Below are 18,533 nucleotides of genomic sequence, written 5' to 3' on the forward strand. Positions count from 1 at the left end.
ATGAGAAAACTCCTGATCCTTTTATTCGTATTCCAGCTGTTCCTGATCCATGCACAGGTAAAAAAAGGCCTTGTAATCTCTAAAAATCCAAAAATAGGGCTTTCACTGGCTGGCGGCGGAGCAAAAGGTTTTTCTCATGTAGGAGTGCTGAAAGTATTGGATTCCCTAGGAGTTAAGGTCGATTATATTGCAGGGACAAGTATGGGGGCTATTGTAGGCGGTCTTTATGCTTCAGGATATTCCGGCAAAGAAATTGAAAAAATAGTCATGGATACGGATTTCTATTCTTTGATCATGGATCCAAAATCCAGGCAGGAAGCCACTTTTTATAATAAATCTGTTGATAAATACCTTCTTTCCATTCCTTTAAAAAATGGGAAGATCACCCTGCCCTCTTCCATCAGTTCCGGCCAGAAAAATGTGTATTTGCTGAAAGAACTTTTCAAGAATGTTTCCAATATTGATGATTTTTCTAAATTGCCTATTCCCTTCATGTGTGTAGCCACCAATCTGGAAAGCGGAAATATGGAAATTTTTGAGAAAGGAGATTTGGTACAGTCTATTATGGCAAGTTCAGCTTTTCCTTCACTAATGGATCCAGTAAAGATTGGGGACAGTATCTACATTGACGGAGCCATGACGGTAAATTACCCCTCAAAGCCATTAAAGGACAAAGGAATCGATATCGTTATCGGGGTGGACCTGAACCAGGATCTGTCTAAAAGAGAAGATTTAAACAATATTATTGCCATCCTGAACCAAGTGATTGATTTCGGGATCAAAAAAGATACAAGGCGCCAGTATAAATACACGGATATTAATATTAAGCCCGATCTGAAAGGCATGACCGCTACCAGCTACGATGAAAAGAAAAAAATCCTTGACAGCGGATATACAGAAGGACTGAAATATACGGAGATACTCGACCAGCTTCCAAAACGTCCGTTTGACCGCCTTAGGGAGCGCATAAATCCAATTTATTCCAATGTCTATAAGATAGACAGCCTGGCTTTGGAAGGAGGGAAAATTTATGGCAAAAATTATATTTTAGGTAAAATGGGGCTCAGGCTCCCTTCTATGCAGACCTATGGGAGCATCAACAGGATGCTCGATAAACTGGTCGCTACTAACAACTACCGATTCATTAACTATGATATTGTTCCTGAAAACGATGCTAATTATCTTAAGCTGTATGTCACAGAAGATGAAGCCCGTCATTTCCTCAAATTCGGATTGCATTATGATGAAGTTTTCAAAACAGGTTTGCTTTTAAATTATTCTGCCAAGCGGCTTTTATTTAAGAATACCAATCTCTCGCTGGACGTTATAGTTGGAGATAAACCAAGATATTATTTAAACTATTTTATAGATAATGGTTACATTCCCGGACTTGGAATTTATTCATCAGGAATGAGTTTCGACATTAAAGACCAGAATAATTATACGGTAGATAAATGGGAATGGCTAAGAAATGAAGCCTATATTCAATCCATCTGGAAAGATAAGTTTGCCATTGGCGGGGGTATAAGCCATGATTATTTTGAAGCTGAAGCCGCTGACGGTACTAACAAAAGATATAACCGGTTTTTGAATCCTTATATATTCTTAAAAAGCGATACCCAGAATGATAAGGATTTTCCTACCAAAGGGATTTTCCTATCAGCAGAAGGAAAAGTGATCGACCTTTTAAAATCAGAAATAGAAAAAAGAGTGGTACAGGTAAAGGCGGATATCAGGATCAATATACCGCTAACAAAACAATTTGCTTACCGTCTTAATCTTTACGGAGGAATAACCATTGGCGAAAATCTGCCACAGTTTTACCAGTACAGATTAGGGGGAATTTTTGAACAGAATGTGATCAACTTTAAAAACTTCTCCGGGTTTTATTTCGCACAGCTTAGTACAAATAATACTATTCTGATCTCTAATGATCTTCAGTTTAAATTCAATAAAAACTATTTTATCAGCGGAAATTTCTCTTTTGCCAATCTTTCCGATGATATCAGCTTCGAAGATACAGTTAAGCTAAATTATAGTTCGTTAGGTATAACTGCTGGCTATAAATCTCCATTCGGGCAGATCAAAGTCAATTTTAGTCATTCACTCAAAAATAATCAAAAAGGCATATTCAGTGTCATATTAGGACACTGGTTTTAAAACAATGATACAATTCTTTTACGAAAACTTACCCGAATCTGTTAATACAGAATATATATCATGGCTGGAAGCCCTTATTATTTCAGAAGAAAAAAAACCTGGGGAGATCAATTACATATTCTGTGATGATGACTATTTATTGAAGGTCAATCAGGATTATCTCCAGCATGATTACTATACGGATATCATTACTTTCGATTATGTAAAGGGCAAAACCATAAGCGGGGAGATTTTCGTATCTTTGCAGCGCATTTCAGATAACGCTTCTACCCTATCCAAAAACTATGAAGAAGAACTGAGAAGAGTTTTAGCTCACGGTATTCTTCATCTTTGCGGGTATAAAGATAAAACTGAAGAAGAAGAAAAAGAAATGCGAAGAAAAGAAGATTTTTACTTAGCTAAGTATGAGTAAATATTTAGAGAATGAAAATATATAATTTTTTGCCTTTCTAAATTTTTAAATCTTTTAATCTAGTTTAAGAAAAAACAAACGAAAACAACCATTATAAAAAGGTTTTTTAATTAATGTTTCACGTGAAACATCATGACAGAAATATTGATTAAAAGGCTAAATATTGTGAGAAAATGATTTCAGAAATATATGATGTAATAGTCGTAGGTGCTGGTCACGCAGGATGTGAAGCAGCAGCTGCCGCAGCTAATCTTGGATCGAGAACCCTGCTTATCACTATGAATATGCAGACCATTGGACAGATGAGTTGTAACCCGGCAATGGGAGGTATTGCAAAAGGGCAGATCGTCCGGGAAATAGATGCTATGGGAGGATATTCAGGAATTGTAGCGGATAAATCTGCTATTCAGTTCAAGATGCTCAATCTTTCCAAAGGACCTGCTATGTGGTCACCAAGAACCCAGAATGACAGAATGCTTTTCGCAGAAGAATGGCGTTTAGCATTGGAAAATACTCCCAATCTTGATTTCTTTCAGGATATGGTAAAACAACTTGTTATCGAAAATAATAAGGTTACAGGCGTTATGACCTCTTTAGGAATTGAAATAAAAGGCAGATCCGTAGTTCTTACCAACGGAACATTCCTTAATGGTTTGATTCACGTGGGAGACAAACAATTAGGTGGTGGAAGAATGGGTGAACCAAGGGCTTTCGGGATCACAGAACAATTGGTTTCTCTAGGTTTTGAAGCCGGAAGAATGAAAACCGGTACTCCACCGAGAGTTGACGGAAGAAGCCTGGATTATAGCAAAATGGAAGAACAAAAAGGAGATGAAAATCCTCAAAAGTTCAGCTATTTAGACACTCCTAAATTAACTAAACAATTAAGCTGCCATATCGTTTATACAAACGAAATTGTACACGATATTTTACGTGAAGGTTTCGATAGAAGCCCTATGTTTAATGGTACCATTCAAAGCTTAGGACCAAGATATTGCCCAAGTATTGAGGATAAGATCAATCGTTTTGCAGAAAGAACAAGACACCAGCTTTTCGTAGAGCCAGAAGGTTGGAAAACTGTGGAAATCTATGTAAACGGATTCAGCTCTTCCTTACCGGAAGATGTACAGATCAAGGCAATGAAGCATATTCCAGGCTTTGAAAACGTAAAAGTATTCCGTCCGGGTTATGCTATTGAGTATGATTATTTTCCACCAACACAATTAAAGCATACCTTAGAAACAAAATTAATAGATAATTTATATTTTGCCGGACAGATCAATGGTACTACAGGATATGAAGAAGCAGCCGGACAAGGCTTTATGGCAGGGATTAATGCCCACAATAAAGTACATGACAAGGGTGAATTCACTTTAAACAGAGATGAGGCTTATATTGGTGTTTTAATTGATGATCTCATTACAAAAGGTACGGAAGAACCTTACAGAATGTTTACTTCCCGTGCAGAATACAGGCTTCTTTTGAGACAGGATAATGCAGATATCAGATTAACTGAAAAAGCATATAATCTTGGTTTAGCCAAAGAAGAGAGATTAAAAAGAGTTGAAGAAAAAATAGCTAAAAGTGAAGAACTTGAAGATTTTTTAAGAGAAACTTCTCTAAAGCCGGGAATTATAAATCCTATTCTTGAAAGTATAGAAAGCAGCTCGGTAGACCAGGCTTACAGAGCAGCTCAGATTCTTACAAGACCGAATATGACCCTGGAAAAGCTTGAAAATATTGAAGCCATACAAGAAAAAGCTTCTCAGTATGACGATGAAGTAAGAGAACAGGCAGAGATCAATATCAAGTATAAAGGCTATATTGAAAAAGAAAAAGAAAATGTAGCTAAACTGAACCGCCTGGAAAACATTAAAATTCCGGAAGATTTTGACTATGCAAAAATATCAAGCCTTTCCGCAGAAGCCAAACAGAAAATGTCTAACGTGAGGCCAAAAACAATTGCCCAGGCAGGCAGAATAAGCGGAGTTTCTCCGGCAGACATCAATGTATTACTGGTATATTTAGGAAGATAATCGAGAGATGTTTCACGTGAAACATTTATAAAAACAAAACAAAAATTAAGGTATTGATGAGCTTGGTTTACACTCTGAATATCTTAATTTTTAATTTAAAAGGAGCATATAATGAAAATTAAAGATCATTTTCTTACCCAGGAAATATTTGAAATTAAAGAAACGGAAACAAAAGGAGTTTTCAAGACCTCCCCTATTCCATCCAATATTTCCATATATTATGAAAGTGAAGATTATATTTCCCATCATCAGGATTCAGGAAGTTTCAAAGAAAAGCTATATAAATTTCTGCAATCTTTTAATCTGCAATACAAAAAAAATATTCTTGCAGACAGAATAAAAAAGAATTCAAGAGTTCTGGATTATGGGTGCGGCGCCGGGGAATTTGTAAAATTTATAGAAAATGATTTTGAAACTTTAGGTTTTGAACCGGATTCTGATGCCAGAAAAGCAGCCCAAAATAAAATCACTAAAGCCAAAATTATTGATAATATTAACCTGATTGAAGATGGGAGTTTAGACGCCATTACATTATGGCATGTATTTGAGCATATCGAAAATCAGGATGAAATGCTCAATATTTTTCATACAAAATTAAAAGAAAAAGGACTATTAATTATTGCTGTTCCCAACCCTACTTCTTACGATGCTCTACATTATAAAGAATATTGGGCAGCTTATGATGTCCCACGACACATCTATCATTTTTCAAAAACCGGAATGGAAAATCTGATTTCAAATAAACCGGATTGGAAAATGAGAAAAATCAAACCTCTGATTCTTGATTCCTATTACATCTCCATGTTGAGCGAAAAATATAAAAAATCACCAGTTTTTTGGTTAAAAGCAATGATCTACGGAACAATTTCGAACGTAAAAGCAATTTTTTCGAACGAATTTTCAAGTTTGGTATATATTATCGAAAAAAAATAGAAAATCGATTTTTGACCTATTTATGAAGGTCAATTTTCGCTAATTTTGATCTAAAATTTAAAAAACTCTGAAAAATTTCAGAGTTCTTGTTTCATTAATCTTAAATTAAATTTTCTGTCAAATCATAATTATTATTTAACCAGATGAATAATTCATCTTCATTTTCTGGTCTTTTGGTACATCCCTGACTTAACAGTTTTTTTGAATAGGTTTGAAGATCTTCATAAGATAAATTCCATGAGTCCTCATAAGTATCTCTAAAAAAATTTTCATCTTCATAAAAAGTCCCACAATATTGCTTCCCAAATTTGAAGCAATTTATTAAGTCTTTTTTATTCATAGAATTGCCAATCTTAAGAAGTAAAGAAAAAGGATTAATATTAAGGTATTTATTGAGTATCTTTATATCATCATAGCTCTGAGAGTTAATAAGTCTAAAATCATTTTCAATTACTTCTGGTCTATCATTATTATTTATTATAATATATTCCCAATCATTTATATCAAAATCAATCCAAAGTTCAGGATTAGATTTAAAAATACTTTCCGGTAGATGGTATATAGATAAAGCATACAAAAAAGAATCTCTTCTTTCATCTTTAGGAAATTTAGAAAAAACATTTTCTACAGAGTCAAAACCTCTGGTATTTCTTTCTTCAATAAGATCAATATAATTTTTTGCTTTCATTTTTTACTATTTAATTTTTTTTGCAACTTCTTTCCAAATTTTATTTTCAGAGATAAAGCCTGTAGTTAAATATGTTCTTTTTAAATCGACACCTAATTCTTTAAAAATAAGAGGAAAATTATCTGTTTCTATGACAGATGGCCAATAATGCCCTGAAAAATTAGTTATACTTGTAACCCTTCCTTTGTCAATTTTTAAAGTGCCCGCAGCAATTACATCACTTCTATTACCAAGGAGATGATGCTTATACCCTAAAATTAAATTACCATCCAGATCAATAACAAAATCGACTTTACTATATTTAGGGATAATATTCCCATCCAATTTCAATAACCCATTTTCAACTTCAACTATTCCATAAATCTTTCCATCTAAAGGTAATTCTTCTTTGGGAAACTTATTACTAATTCGAGGAAATTTTTTAAACTTATTAATAATTTTATTGTTAGTTTTAATCCTTTTAAGTGATCTTAATAAAAGATAAATTTCGGTTTCAACTAATAAACCAACAGCTATATTATTAAGCACACTCCAGAATTCCTCATCAATTTTTCTGTCTGTAAAATATTCTGCTACAAAGCAAGGTATATACAATTCTTTACCATCCTCTAAAACCATTTTCATGGGATCAAAAGGAAGTTTAAAATCATCCGGTCCTATCTCATTCTCATGATAAGGCATTACAAAAGACTCTTCATTATCATAACCAAACATAGCTGTCCCTATCTTATACTTTCTTTCTTTTTCCAGGTAATAGGCAAAGCCTGTGTATCTTAGTTTAGTAGTAGTAGAAAAATCAATTTCTTCATAGTTCAGATCGAATTTCCATGCATTATCCAGATTTTCTTTTTTCCAGTTTCTTAATCCCATTCTGGAGAAAATGAGTATTAATTCTTGAATATATTCTCTATTAAATTTCTTAAAAATCTTGCGAATAGGTTCAGGATTATTATTGATATTAGAAAACCAGACCGTATTTTTTAGCCCTTTTAAAAGATTAATAATGGCTATATTTTCATTGGTCCCGATAGTATCAATTCCAGACTCAGAAAGAATCATCAGATCAGCCCATAATTGAGTCTCAGGAATTGATTCTAAAACAAATTCAGGAATATTTTCATATAAACCGTCCAATGCATCGGAATTATTTTCAGCTCTAGAAAAGAAATAATTAAAATATCTGATAACATTTTTTTTCATGGATTCAGCCTCTTTAAGGCTAAAAATATACCCAATGAAAGCCAGATATACATTAACATCACTGGTGAATAGTTTTATAGCAACATATTCGTCATTTAATTTAAAATCAGTAGGGCTTTCACTGCTATTACTTTCAAGATCTTGAAAGCTCTTATCCTCCCCGTCTTTATATATAAAATTAATGTTGTATGCAACCTTATTATTATTATAATATATTCCATAAGTATACTGATTACTTAATAAGTTTTTTCTTTCATTAAGTTTACCTGTATCAAAACTTATTTGAATTTCGTTATCATCATTATGAAATACAAAGGGTTTATCATACTTTAAAGATGAAGTAATAGGAACATTTAACGAATTGCTTCCTGAAGAATTGATTTTATTATCCAAAGTATATTTACTGAAATCAAATAAAAAATTCTTTATTCTATTAAGATTACTTTTTAAATCAGTAATTAATAAATCATAATTGATACTGCCAGTATAGAAATTCTGCGTAATTGGATCATAATCATTTACATCAGGTTTATAGAAAACACTATTCTTTCCGAAAGGTCCTGATAGAGCAATTTCATTAGAGATTTCGCTGAACGATGTATTCAATTTTATATCATTTAATTTCGTACTATTCAGGCCTTTGAGAGCACTAAAATCCAAAATAGATTTACTCTTGTAATAACTTTTTAAAATATTCTGATTTTCAATATCAAAGTCATCAAAATCGGGAATTGCATCATAATCTTTCATATTTAAATTTTTATCATGCAAATATTCATCGACGAAGCGCCAAAACCTGTCGTATTAAAAATAAAAAAAGTCTGCTGAAAAATCAGCAGACTAAAAAATTTATATTCTAAAAATATTACTTGTTAATAGCAGCAACTCCCGGAAGTTCTAAACCTTCCAGACTTTCCAGCATAGCCCCTCCACCGGTTGAAACATAACTCACTTTATCGGCGTAACCAAATTGCTTAACAAAAGCAACACTATCTCCTCCCCCGACTAATGAGAAAGCTCCTAAACCAGTTGCCTCAGCAATACTGTCACCTAAAGCTACCGTTCCTGCAGCAAAGTTTGACATTTCAAAAACTCCGATAGGTCCATTCCACAAGATAGTTCGCGAATTCAAAAGAACATCATTGAACTGATCCCTTGATTTCTGACCCGCATCCAGTCCCATCCATCCTTCAGGAATAGCATAGATATCCACTTCCTTTCTGTCTGCATCATTACTGAAATTTTCAGCAATGATAACATCAGACGGAAGATATACTTTTACGTTATGCTCTTTAGCTTTGCCTAAAATTTCTATAGCTAAAGCAAGTTTATCATCTTCTACTAAAGAATTTCCTACTTTACCTCCTAAAGCCTTAATGAATGTAAATGCCATTCCTCCGCCAATAATCAGATTATCTACAGCAGGCAGGATATTCTCTATAATGGTAATTTTAGTTGAAACTTTAGATCCTCCCAATATAGCCGTTATAGGCTTTTCACCGCTTTTCAAAACTTTATCAATAGCTTCTAATTCTTTAGCTATCAATAAACCGAAAAATTTAGTTGAATTAAAATATTGAGCGATAACTGCTGTAGAAGCGTGTGCTCTGTGAGCTGTACCAAAAGCATCATTCACATAGGCATCACCTAATTTAGAAAGCTTTTCTGCAAATGCTTCATCTCCTTTTTCCTCTTCATTATGAAAACGTAAATTTTCCAATAATAAGATCTCACCCGGTTGAAGAGCTGCAGCAGCCTGCTCAGCCTTCTCTCCTACTGATTCTTCTACAAATTTTACTTCCTGGCCAAGAACATTAGAAACTTCATCTACAATATGTTTTAGGGAAAACTCATCTTTTACTTCTCCTTTAGGTCTTCCCAGATGCGTCATTAAAATTACAGAACCTCCGTCTTTAAGGATTTTCTCTACCGTTAGTTTTACCGCAACTATCCTGGTATTATCCGTAACTTTAAGCTGATCATCCTGTGGAACATTGAAATCTACCCTTACCAGAGCTTTCTTATCTCTAAAATTGAAATCATTGATTGTTTTCATAAATTACCTTTGAATTTTCTTTTCACAAATGTAATACTTTAAACTTCTTGAAAAGATCGAACACGACAAAAGTTTTCAAAAAACTTCCCACAAACCCGATCATCCATTAATCAACATATATTGTTTTTTTTAAAAAAAGAAAGTTGATAGTTGTTGTTGAGTATTGTGAGTTTCGGGGATAACTTTTCTCTAAAAACTTCATAACATAAAATTTGATTTCAATTCATATTTAATTAACAGTATAATTTACTGGAAATGTGATAATTTTTGGATTTACTAACAAATATTGATAACTTGGCAGCTGGCTATTTTATTAATTTCTGTTCTATGGAAAAAGTAGAGATTAACTGGAAAAAAGATTTTGAAAATTCCCGGTAAAATTTTTGGAGCTTATTTTCAATAATGATTTTTTAAAAAAAAGAAATATTTAGTTAATAAAAGTTTTCCACACTTATTCACATTGCTTTTCACAATTAACTAATGAAAAGCTAACAGTTCTTATCAGAATACTTAACTTTGTAGAGAAAGTAAATCTAATATTGTAATTATGAAAAGAAAGATAGCTATTGCAGCTGATCACGCAGGTTTCGAATATAAAGAGATCATTAAAAAACATCTTGAAGAGCAGTTTGACGTTCAGGATTTCGGGACATATTCTGCAGACAGTGTAGATTACCCGGATTTCGTTCATCCTGCAGCAACTTCTGTGGAAAATGGTGATAATGAATTGGGAATCCTGATCTGCGGAAGCGGAAACGGAGTTCAGATTACGGCCAATAAGCATCAGAAGATCCGTTGTGCGCTTTGCTGGATGCCTGAAATTGCAAGTTTGGCAAGACAGCATAATGATGCCAATATGATTTCCATTCCGGCAAGATTTATAGCGAAAGAACTGGCAATAGAAATTGTTGATAAATTTTTGTCAACCGGTTTTGAAGGTGGAAGACACCAGAACAGAGTAGATAAAATTGCATATTGCTAAAAGATAAAGGCTTGTCAATCAGTTGGCAAGCCTTATTTATTTTAAAATGATTATATTTGCAAAGTCAGATAGGAATTACAGTCTATTATTTCCATTTAAACCAGACAGAATATTTAAAAGATATTTAAACCAGGTTTTCTCCCCTCTTCTCCATATTTGTATTAAATTTATACAAAACGAAAGTCCCAATAGTAAATAAATTGGAAGGAAAATTGATGTTGTGAAGTTAAGAATGAATTAAAATATGATGAAAATAAAAGGCTCTTTATTAATATTTTTTGTGTTCATATTAAGTTGTTTCCATGCTCAGGAAATAATAAATAAAGATGCTCTTAAAAAATGCAGAAAAGAGTTTAATAAAAAGACTTGTCTTGGTGATGACGACGAAGACGGAATATTGTTTTATTTAGACCAATGTCCTAAAGATGCAGGTGCTGCTGAAAATAATGGCTGCCCTTGGCCAGATGTTGATCTTGATGGTGTTATAGATAAAGATGATGCTTGCCCTGAAGTTGCAGGTGCTGCTGAAAATAATGGTTGTCCATGGCCGGATACAGATGGAGATGGTATTTTGGATAAGGATGATGCCTGTCCTACTGTAATCGGTGTAATTGAAAATAATGGTTGCCCTACACAAAATCATGACTGTACAAAATTCTATGAAGAAGAAAGATTAAAGTTTGAGAAATTTAAAAATGACAATAAAAATATTGAAAATATTTACAATTCATTGAGTATTAATATTTTAAATTACTTTAAAAAGGAAAACAAAAATATAGAAATAAAGGAAGCTTATCTTAATTTTTTAGATTACGGTCCTCAATGTTTGTATTATCCGAAAGGTTATGTTCCTCAATGTGAAAGCAGCAGAAATACAGATGAATATAATTTTTTAATCACAAAATTTTGGAATAAAAATGCCTTGGAAAATTTCTCGAAAAAGAAGAATGTTTTAATTAAAATGAAATATTTATTTAAAGATTATGAGCAAGAATTCAGTAATATTATCTCTGAAGAATTACATAATTTTTTAGTAAGCAGAAAGGTAAATGATAGAAACGTTGTTATTTCTCAAAAGCCATTAAGAGATAATGAAAAAGAAATTTCGCTTGAAATAAAAATTAAATTTATCAATCCATATCAATTAGTAATTGACTATACTCCTTTTGCAGGCGGAGTATATCAGGTTTCAAAAAAAATTGAATATCAAAACGGCAATTGGATTGAATTAAAAGAACAAAATTAAAAATGGGTACAGGAATTTATCCTGTGAAATAAAAAATTAAAATGTCAAGAAAAAGAAAATATATAAGTCAGAAAAATGACCATAAACTCATGGAAATCGGCAGGTTGATTCTGCGTTTCATGAACGAAAATCCGTCTAAAATCTATAATTACAAACAGATTGCAGATGGAATAGATTATAAAAACCCAAGACAAAGAGAGCTTGTCATTCAGGCTTTACATAAGTTACAGGGTTCCGAAAAAATAAAAGAAACAGAAAAGGGCAAATACATTGTCAATCTGAAAATAGCCGGCACTTTAACCGGAATCATAGATTTTAACCAGACAGGAAATGCCTATGTGAACGTAGAAGGCCTGGAGGACGATATCTTTATCCATTCTAAAAATGTAAAAGATGCTTTACAGGGCGATAAGGTTCTGATTATAACCTATCACTATAAAGGTAAAAAGCTTGAAGGTTCCGTATTGGAAGTATTGGAAAGATCCAGAACCGAGTTTGTGGGTACATTCCAGATCATCAATCATAAAGATTTCGGATTTGTAGTATGTGATAAAAAAAGCATCAATACAGATATTTTTATCCCGAAAACAAAATTCAACGGAGCTGAAAACGGAGATAAAGTTATCGTAAAGATGACAGAATGGAAACCGGGAGATAAAAATCCGGAAGGTGAAATCATCCAGGTCTTGGGAGCCCCGGGAGAACATGAAACCGAGATCCACTCTATCCTGGCTGAATACGGTTTACCCTATGAATTCCCAAAAGAAGTGGAAGCGGATGCTGATAAAATAGACAGAAGCATTACCGATGAAGAAGCGGCAAAACGCTGGGATATGCGTGGGATCTGTACCTTCACCATTGACCCGAAAGATGCCAAGGATTTTGATGATGCCCTATCGATCAGAAAATTAGAGAACGGAAACTGGGAAGTCGGAGTACATATTGCAGACGTTTCTCATTATGTGGTTCCCGGAACTATTCTGGATGATGAAGCATACCAGAGGGCGACTTCAGTGTATCTGGTTGACCGTGTAGTTCCGATGTTGCCGGAAGTATTGAGTAATGATGTCTGCTCACTTCGTCCTAATGAAGATAAATATACATTTTCAGCAGTATTTGAGCTGAATGATAATGCTGAAATTCAGAAACAATGGTTCGGAAGAACGGTTATCCATTCAGACAGAAGATTTACTTATGAAGAAGCCCAGGAACGTATAGAAACGAAACAGGGAGATCTTGCGGAAGAAATTCTGGTATTGGACAGATTGGCCAAGATCATGCGGGCAGAACGTATCAGGAAAGGAGCCATTACTTTTGACAGAAGCGAAGTAAGATTCAACTTGGATGAAAACAATGAACCGATCGGGGTTTACTTTAAAATAAGCAAAGATTCAAACCATCTGATTGAAGAATTCATGCTTTTGGCCAACAGAAAAGTTTCAGAATTTGTTTCCTTGTCCAGAAAAGGAGAAATTACCAATAATACTTTCATTTACAGGGTTCACGATGATCCGGATCCTGCTAAATTAGAAGCTTTGAGAGATTTTGTTTCCACTTTCGGATATAAAATGAATCTTGCCAATACTAAAAAAGTAGCTGAGTCTTTGAACAAGTTGCTTCACGATGTTAAAGGAAAGGGCGAAGAAAATATGATCGAAACTTTAGCCATGAGAAGTATGAGTAAAGCGGTTTATTCTACAGAACCCATTGGGCACTATGGTTTAGGATTTGAGTATTATTCCCATTTCACCTCTCCTATCCGTCGTTATCCGGATTTGCTTGCCCATCGCCTGCTTCAGCATTATTTAGATGGAGGAAAATCTCCCAGTAAACATGAACTGGAAGAGAAAGCAAAACACTGCAGTTCGAGGGAAAGACTGGCTGCCGATGCAGAAAGGGATTCCATCAAGTTCATGCAGGTGAAATTCATGGAAAAACATATCGGAGAAGTATTTACCGGTGTGATTTCCGGAGTTGCAGAATTCGGTTTCTGGGTAGAAATCCCTGAAAACGGTGCGGAAGGATTGATCAAGTTGAGAGATCTGGTAGATGATTCCTATATGTATGATGCCAAAACCCATGCGGTTTATGGTATAAGAAATGGTAATAAATATCAATTGGGAGATCAGGTTCAGATAAAAGTGGTAAAGGCTAATTTGATCCAAAAGCAGTTGGACTTTAAGATTGTTGATTAATTGAATCATAAAGTATAACTTTGTATAAGATGAGTATTTTTCATCTTTAAAAGAATTACTGAATGTTTGAACTTGTACTTTCTGCTATTGTATTAGGCTTTATGCTGAGCCTGGTTTTCATAGGACCAATTTTTTTCCTTCTTATTGAAACCAGCTTTTCAAGAGGCCCGAAACATGCCCTGGCTCTGGATCTGGGAGTAATTTCTGCCGATTTATTGTGTATCCTGGCAGCTTACTATGCAAGTGCAGATATAGTAACTTTAATAGACAAACATCCCGGGTTTTACAGGATCACCTCCATCCTCATTTTTGTCTATGGAATTGTAATGATGGTGACGAAAACCAAAATGCATATGCCCGGTGAAGAAAGAATCATTAATCAGAATTATATTAAAACGTTCATTAATGGTTTTTTCTTCAATCTTTTAAATGTAGGAGTAATCCTTTTCTGGCTGGTGACCGTAATTTCGGTAAGGAACCAGTATCCCGATACCGGCAATTTTATCCTTTATATAGGGACTGTAATTGCCACCTACCTGTGTATAGATCTGGCCAAAATATTCCTGGCCAAACAGTTTCATTATAAACTCACACAAAAACTTGCCAATCAGATCAGAAGAGTGGTTGGCGGGATTCTTATTGTCTTCAGTTTTTTTATCTTTTTACAAAGCTTTAAAAAATTCAACCAGTTTGATAAAAAGCTGGAAGAAGCCGAGAAGACCGAAGTAAAATATCAAAGAAAAAAATGATGAAAAATATTTTTCCAAAGTCACTTAAAAAAGGAGATAAAATAGCCGTTATTTCCCCTGCCGGAGCCGTAGATGCTTCCCAGCTTGAAAAAGGCATAGAAATGATAAAAAACAAAGGTTTTGAACCTGTTTTGGGAGAACACCTTTACACGAGATTTTCTAACGGCTATAATTATGCAGGAACAGAGAAAGAAAGAATAAAAGATATCAACTGGGCTTTAAACGACAAGGATATTTCCGCAGTCTGGGCTTCCAGGGGCGGATACGGATGCCAGCACCTGCTCCGGCATTTAAAGCTGAAAGACTTTAAGGAAAACCCGAAATGGTATATAGGATACTCAGACAATACCGTGGTACAGAGCTATTTGTTGAAAAAAGGCTTTGCTTCCATTCATGGGCAGACCATTAAAACATCAAGCTTTGGCGTGACGGAAGGAAGCTATGATCTGATATTTGATATCCTGAAAGGAAAAAAGCCAAAATATAGCTTACCATCGAATGAATTAAATAAAGCAGGGAATTGTGAAGGAGAATTGGTGGGAGGAAATTTAGCCCTTATTTATGCCCTTTTAGGAACCCGGTATTCATTTGATTTCAGGGATAAGATTTTATTCATCGAAGACATTGGTGAAAACTTTTATGCTCTTGACAGAATGATAATGAGCTTGGAACTTGCCGGAGTTTTTAATAAGATCAAAGGGCTTATTATAGGAGGAATGACCAATATGGGAGATGAAAAAGAGAACAAAGGCTATGAAGAAAGCTTTGATGGGTTTGCTAATAAATTGATCTCGGACAGAATTTCAAAATATAAATTTCCGGTTATTTTTGGTTTCCCTAATGGACATATTTATGATAACAGGCCTTTGATCATTGGCGGAAATGTGAAAATGAAGGTTGAGGATAAGGTTAAGGTTGAATTTTAGATATGGATGAAATAATTCTTAAATATAGTTTTAGTCCAGGTTTCATGGATGATATTATTGCCAAGGAATTATTAATTTTTAAGAATTTTGATACACGATTGGAGTTTTTCTGGTACTTTGATGCAGGTTTTTTTCCGGATAATGATTGGCAACGGAAACAACAGAGAAGATGTACAAAGATCAGAAATATTTTGCCACAGGAATTACAGAATCAACTTGTAAAATTATTAGAAAGTGATTTAAAAATAATTGAACCGGAAATAATTAAAACAGATAAAATTATATATGCTACATCCGCTCATCCTAAAAGTGAATATTACAAGATAAAAATTGGTGATGAAGAAAAAACTATACATATTCCGTATGATATAGATAAGGTTCTTATAGAAAAAGCACATAAAAAGATATTTTTAGACTTTCATTATCAATTACAAACATGGATAGATCAGGAATTTGAAGTTGCTTCAGAAGGAAAAGCAGTTAGATTTAACAAAAAATAAAATGGCTACTCACAACGATTTCGGGAAAAAAGCAGAAGATCTAGCTGTAGAATATCTACAAAAGAACGGCTATAAGATCCTTGCGAGAAATTTCCGGTTTCAGAAAGCTGAAATTGATATCATTGCTGAAAAAGATAACATCATTGTCATAGTTGAGGTAAAAGCACGATCCACAGACGCATTTATATTGCCTCAGGAAGCAGTTACCAAAACTAAAATAAAGTCAATTGTTTCCGCGGCCAATCATTATCTGGAAGAATTTAACAGGAATAATGAAGTCAGGTTCGATATCCTTTCCGTCCTTCCCGATCAAAACAAAAATTTAATAATCGAACATATCCCTGATGCTTTTGAAGCTTTGGATGCCAATTGATGTAACAATTTAAAAATATAACAATGTAACAATTGGTAAACTGTTACATTGATAGATTGTTACATTAAAAATTTATAATTTTTATGAAGACAGTATTAATCACCGGGACAACCTCCGGAATCGGAAAATCGACAGCTGAGCTCCTGGCCAGACAGGGAAACAGGATCATCATCTGTGGAAGAAGGAACGATGTTTTGGAGTCATTAAAAACGGAGCTTTCTGAATTCACCGAAATATTTAGTTTAAAATTCGATGTAAGAAATCTGAAAGAAGTTGAGGACGCAATAGAGTCTCTTCCTGAAGAATGGAAAAATATAGATGTTCTGATCAATAATGCGGGAAATGCTCATGGTTTGGACCCTCTTTCGGCAGGAAAGACCGATGACTGGGATATGATGATCGACGGAAATGTGAAAGGGCTTTTATATATCTCCAAAATGATCATCCCGGGAATGAAAGAAAGGAATTCCGGACATATTGTTAACATCAGCTCCGTAGCGGCAAGACAAACCTATGCCAACGGAACAGTGTATTGTGCAACCAAAAAAGCAGTGGATGTGATCTCCGAAGGAATGAGGCTGGAATTGACGGAATTCGGGATCAGGGTTACCAACATTCAGCCGGGAGCCGTAGAAACAGAATTTTCTTTGGTGAGATTTAAAGGAGACAGTGAAAGGGCTGCCACGGTATACGCAGGATATGAAGCCCTGAAAGCCGAAGATATCGCCGATGCCATTGCCTATTGTGTGAATGCCCCAAAGCATGTGACGATCTCAGATATGACCATCTATCCGTCTGCCCAAAGCGAGCCCAGAACAATTCATAGAAAATAAGATGAAACAATTATCGCTTTTTATTCTCCTTTTTTTATTCTCCTTTTGGAATGGTCAGAATATCAGGACAAACCCTAAAGATGAAAAACTGTTTGAAAATGTCAGGCTTTTAGACCGCTATTTGCAGAATAATGACGATAAAATAATTAATATCCTTTGCCCCGACGTTTCTTTTGGACATTCTAACGGATGGGTTCAGAATCTTCAGGACTTCCAAAAGGATTTTTCTTCAAAAAAAGTGGTCTATAAAAATATTGAACAGACAGAACTTTCTGAAATTAAAAAATACAAAAACATGGTCAGCATCAGGAGGAAAATTAAAGTTGCCGGGACTTATAAAGGACAGGATTTCGGAATGAAGCTGGCGCTCCTGGAGATCTGGATGAAAAAGAATTCCATCTGGAAACTCTGGAGCCGGCAGAGTGTCGAAATAAAGCCATAAATTTGTAGGGAAATCATCAAAATTCAACACAGCCTTTGTCATTCCGTAGGAATCTAAAAAATGTTGAGATGCTTACAGAATGACAAATAAAGGATATATTTAATTAGAAAATGAAAATATTATACCTGGAAACCTCTTCAAAAAACTGTTCGGTAGCTGTTTCAGATAACGAAAAACTATTATGCCTTTGTGAAGAAGTTTCTGATAACTATAAACAATCTGAAAGCCTTCACACCTTTGTGGAATGGGCGCTGGAAGGTGCGGGAATCTCCCTGAAAGAGATAGAAGCCGTTTCCTTGGGAAAAGGGCCCGGTTCTTACACAGGATTAAGGATCGGTGCATCCTCTGCAAAAGGTTTCTGTTATGGCTTAAAAGTGCCGTTAATTGCTGTCAATTCTCTCGAGAGCATGATAGAGCCTTTTTTAGGACAAAACTATGATTACATAGTCCCTTTGATCGATGCGAGGAGAATGGAGGTTTATACGGCCACTTACGATGGCGTAACAGGGAAAGAAATATCAGAGACTCAAGCTAAAATTTTGGATGAACATTCTTTTGAAGAATTGAAAGGCAAAAAAATACTGTTTGCAGGAGACGGAGCAACAAAGGCAAAAGAAATTTTGAAGCTTCCTGATGCAGCGTTTAATGAAAACGTCTACCCTTCTGCACAATACCTGATCAGAAAGACCGTGGAAAAAACAGAAAATAAGGATTTTGAGGATATGGCCTACTTTGAGCCGTTTTACTTAAAAGATTTCCATGGAGCAAAGAAAAAGAAATCGTCAGATGATTCTCTGTGACC

At 34.6% G+C, this 18,533-nt stretch carries 16 protein-coding genes and 1 pseudogene; 14 read left to right on the forward strand and 3 right to left on the reverse strand.

Going from position 1 to position 18,533, the window contains the following annotated elements; translation table 11 throughout:
- From HNP38_RS10880 to HNP38_RS10895, 4 genes are all read left to right on the forward strand, one after another.
- Positions 1-2,160, forward strand: a complete 2,160-nt coding sequence (locus tag HNP38_RS10880; protein WP_184189274.1) for a patatin-like phospholipase family protein — start codon at positions 1-3, stop codon at positions 2,158-2,160.
- Positions 2,161-2,164: 4 nt separating this feature from the next.
- Positions 2,165-2,572 carry an rRNA maturation RNase YbeY gene (ybeY, locus tag HNP38_RS10885; protein ID WP_184189292.1) on the forward strand — a complete coding sequence of 136 codons (408 nt, stop codon included), beginning with the start codon at positions 2,165-2,167 and terminating at the stop codon, positions 2,570-2,572.
- 173 nt (positions 2,573-2,745) lie between these two features.
- Positions 2,746-4,608 (forward strand): tRNA uridine-5-carboxymethylaminomethyl(34) synthesis enzyme MnmG, encoded by a 1,863-nt coding sequence (gene mnmG, locus HNP38_RS10890; protein ID WP_184189294.1) that lies wholly within the window; start codon positions 2,746-2,748, stop codon positions 4,606-4,608.
- Between the two features lie 111 nt (positions 4,609-4,719).
- Positions 4,720-5,541, forward strand: a complete 822-nt coding sequence (locus HNP38_RS10895; RefSeq protein WP_184189298.1) for a class I SAM-dependent methyltransferase — start codon at positions 4,720-4,722, stop codon at positions 5,539-5,541.
- A gap of 100 nt (positions 5,542-5,641) precedes the next feature.
- Here HNP38_RS10895 and HNP38_RS10900 read toward each other — a convergent pair whose 3' ends face one another.
- The 3 genes from HNP38_RS10900 to HNP38_RS10910 all read right to left on the reverse strand — a co-directional run bounded on the left by HNP38_RS10900 (position 5,642) and on the right by HNP38_RS10910 (position 9,485).
- Complete coding sequence (locus HNP38_RS10900; RefSeq protein WP_184189301.1) at positions 5,642-6,229, reverse strand: hypothetical protein; 588 nt, start codon at positions 6,227-6,229, stop codon at positions 5,642-5,644.
- Between the two features lie 6 nt (positions 6,230-6,235).
- Positions 6,236-8,179, reverse strand: coding sequence for a hypothetical protein (locus HNP38_RS10905; protein WP_184189304.1), 1,944 nt, complete (start codon positions 8,177-8,179; stop codon positions 6,236-6,238).
- 115 nt (positions 8,180-8,294) lie between these two features.
- Positions 8,295-9,485 carry a phosphoglycerate kinase gene (locus HNP38_RS10910; RefSeq protein ID WP_184189307.1) on the reverse strand — a complete coding sequence of 397 codons (1,191 nt, stop codon included), beginning with the start codon at positions 9,483-9,485 and terminating at the stop codon, positions 8,295-8,297.
- Between the two features lie 547 nt (positions 9,486-10,032).
- On the opposite strand from HNP38_RS10910, the gene rpiB reads away from it, so the two are divergent.
- From rpiB to tsaB, 10 genes and pseudogenes are all read left to right on the forward strand, one after another.
- A complete protein-coding gene (gene rpiB / locus HNP38_RS10915) occupies positions 10,033-10,467 on the forward strand; it encodes a ribose 5-phosphate isomerase B (RefSeq protein WP_184189310.1) in 435 nt (144 codons plus the stop codon).
- A 376-nt stretch (positions 10,468-10,843) separates the two neighbouring features.
- Positions 10,844-11,098 (forward strand): annotated as a pseudogene (locus HNP38_RS18005) (thrombospondin type 3 repeat-containing protein); the annotation flags it as partial.
- Between the two features lie 656 nt (positions 11,099-11,754).
- Positions 11,755-13,908: a ribonuclease R gene (gene rnr, locus HNP38_RS10925; RefSeq protein WP_184189313.1), complete on the forward strand. Its 2,154-nt coding sequence runs from the start codon at positions 11,755-11,757 to the stop codon at positions 13,906-13,908.
- Between the two features lie 62 nt (positions 13,909-13,970).
- Positions 13,971-14,657 carry a LysE family translocator gene (locus HNP38_RS10930; protein ID WP_184189316.1) on the forward strand — a complete coding sequence of 229 codons (687 nt, stop codon included), beginning with the start codon at positions 13,971-13,973 and terminating at the stop codon, positions 14,655-14,657.
- Positions 14,654-15,583 (forward strand): LD-carboxypeptidase, encoded by a 930-nt coding sequence (locus HNP38_RS10935; protein WP_184189319.1) that lies wholly within the window; start codon positions 14,654-14,656, stop codon positions 15,581-15,583. The genes HNP38_RS10930 and HNP38_RS10935 overlap by 4 nt, the downstream gene beginning before the upstream one ends.
- Positions 15,584-15,585: 2 nt before the next feature.
- Positions 15,586-16,083 carry a hypothetical protein gene (locus HNP38_RS10940; RefSeq protein ID WP_184189322.1) on the forward strand — a complete coding sequence of 166 codons (498 nt, stop codon included), beginning with the start codon at positions 15,586-15,588 and terminating at the stop codon, positions 16,081-16,083.
- A 1-nt stretch (position 16,084) separates the two neighbouring features.
- Positions 16,085-16,456: a YraN family protein gene (locus HNP38_RS10945; RefSeq protein WP_184189325.1), complete on the forward strand. Its 372-nt coding sequence runs from the start codon at positions 16,085-16,087 to the stop codon at positions 16,454-16,456.
- A gap of 83 nt (positions 16,457-16,539) precedes the next feature.
- Positions 16,540-17,289, forward strand: coding sequence for an SDR family NAD(P)-dependent oxidoreductase (locus HNP38_RS10950; RefSeq protein WP_184189328.1), 750 nt, complete (start codon positions 16,540-16,542; stop codon positions 17,287-17,289).
- 1 nt (position 17,290) lies between these two features.
- Positions 17,291-17,731, forward strand: a complete 441-nt coding sequence (locus tag HNP38_RS10955; protein ID WP_184189332.1) for a nuclear transport factor 2 family protein — start codon at positions 17,291-17,293, stop codon at positions 17,729-17,731.
- Positions 17,732-17,841: 110 nt separating this feature from the next.
- The gene (gene tsaB / locus HNP38_RS10960; protein WP_184189335.1) at positions 17,842-18,531 is read left to right on the forward strand and encodes a tRNA (adenosine(37)-N6)-threonylcarbamoyltransferase complex dimerization subunit type 1 TsaB; all 690 of its coding nucleotides are present in this window, start codon (positions 17,842-17,844) and stop codon (positions 18,529-18,531) included.
- Positions 18,532-18,533: the final 2 nt, after the last annotated feature.

It is taken from the genome of Chryseobacterium defluvii (assembly GCF_014204415.1).
GTDB lineage: Bacteria > Bacteroidota > Bacteroidia > Flavobacteriales > Weeksellaceae > Chryseobacterium > Chryseobacterium defluvii_A.

Coding starts and splice junctions, on each gene's coding strand:
- HNP38_RS10905 (WP_184189304.1), bottom strand. CDS start 8,179: ATGAAAGATTATGATGCAATTCCCGATTTTGATGACTTTGATATTGAA.
- HNP38_RS10895 (WP_184189298.1), top strand. CDS start 4,720: ATGAAAATTAAAGATCATTTTCTTACCCAGGAAATATTTGAAATTAAA.
- HNP38_RS10910 (WP_184189307.1), bottom strand. CDS start 9,485: ATGAAAACAATCAATGATTTCAATTTTAGAGATAAGAAAGCTCTGGTA.
- HNP38_RS10940 (WP_184189322.1), top strand. CDS start 15,586: ATGGATGAAATAATTCTTAAATATAGTTTTAGTCCAGGTTTCATGGAT.
- HNP38_RS10880 (WP_184189274.1), top strand. CDS start 1: ATGAGAAAACTCCTGATCCTTTTATTCGTATTCCAGCTGTTCCTGATC.
- HNP38_RS10955 (WP_184189332.1), top strand. CDS start 17,291: ATGAAACAATTATCGCTTTTTATTCTCCTTTTTTTATTCTCCTTTTGG.
- HNP38_RS10950 (WP_184189328.1), top strand. CDS start 16,540: ATGAAGACAGTATTAATCACCGGGACAACCTCCGGAATCGGAAAATCG.
- HNP38_RS10945 (WP_184189325.1), top strand. CDS start 16,085: ATGGCTACTCACAACGATTTCGGGAAAAAAGCAGAAGATCTAGCTGTA.
- mnmG (WP_184189294.1), top strand. CDS start 2,746: ATGATTTCAGAAATATATGATGTAATAGTCGTAGGTGCTGGTCACGCA.
- rnr (WP_184189313.1), top strand. CDS start 11,755: ATGTCAAGAAAAAGAAAATATATAAGTCAGAAAAATGACCATAAACTC.
- rpiB (WP_184189310.1), top strand. CDS start 10,033: ATGAAAAGAAAGATAGCTATTGCAGCTGATCACGCAGGTTTCGAATAT.
- HNP38_RS10935 (WP_184189319.1), top strand. CDS start 14,654: ATGATGAAAAATATTTTTCCAAAGTCACTTAAAAAAGGAGATAAAATA.
- HNP38_RS10900 (WP_184189301.1), bottom strand. CDS start 6,229: ATGAAAGCAAAAAATTATATTGATCTTATTGAAGAAAGAAATACCAGA.
- tsaB (WP_184189335.1), top strand. CDS start 17,842: ATGAAAATATTATACCTGGAAACCTCTTCAAAAAACTGTTCGGTAGCT.
- HNP38_RS10930 (WP_184189316.1), top strand. CDS start 13,971: ATGTTTGAACTTGTACTTTCTGCTATTGTATTAGGCTTTATGCTGAGC.
- ybeY (WP_184189292.1), top strand. CDS start 2,165: ATGATACAATTCTTTTACGAAAACTTACCCGAATCTGTTAATACAGAA.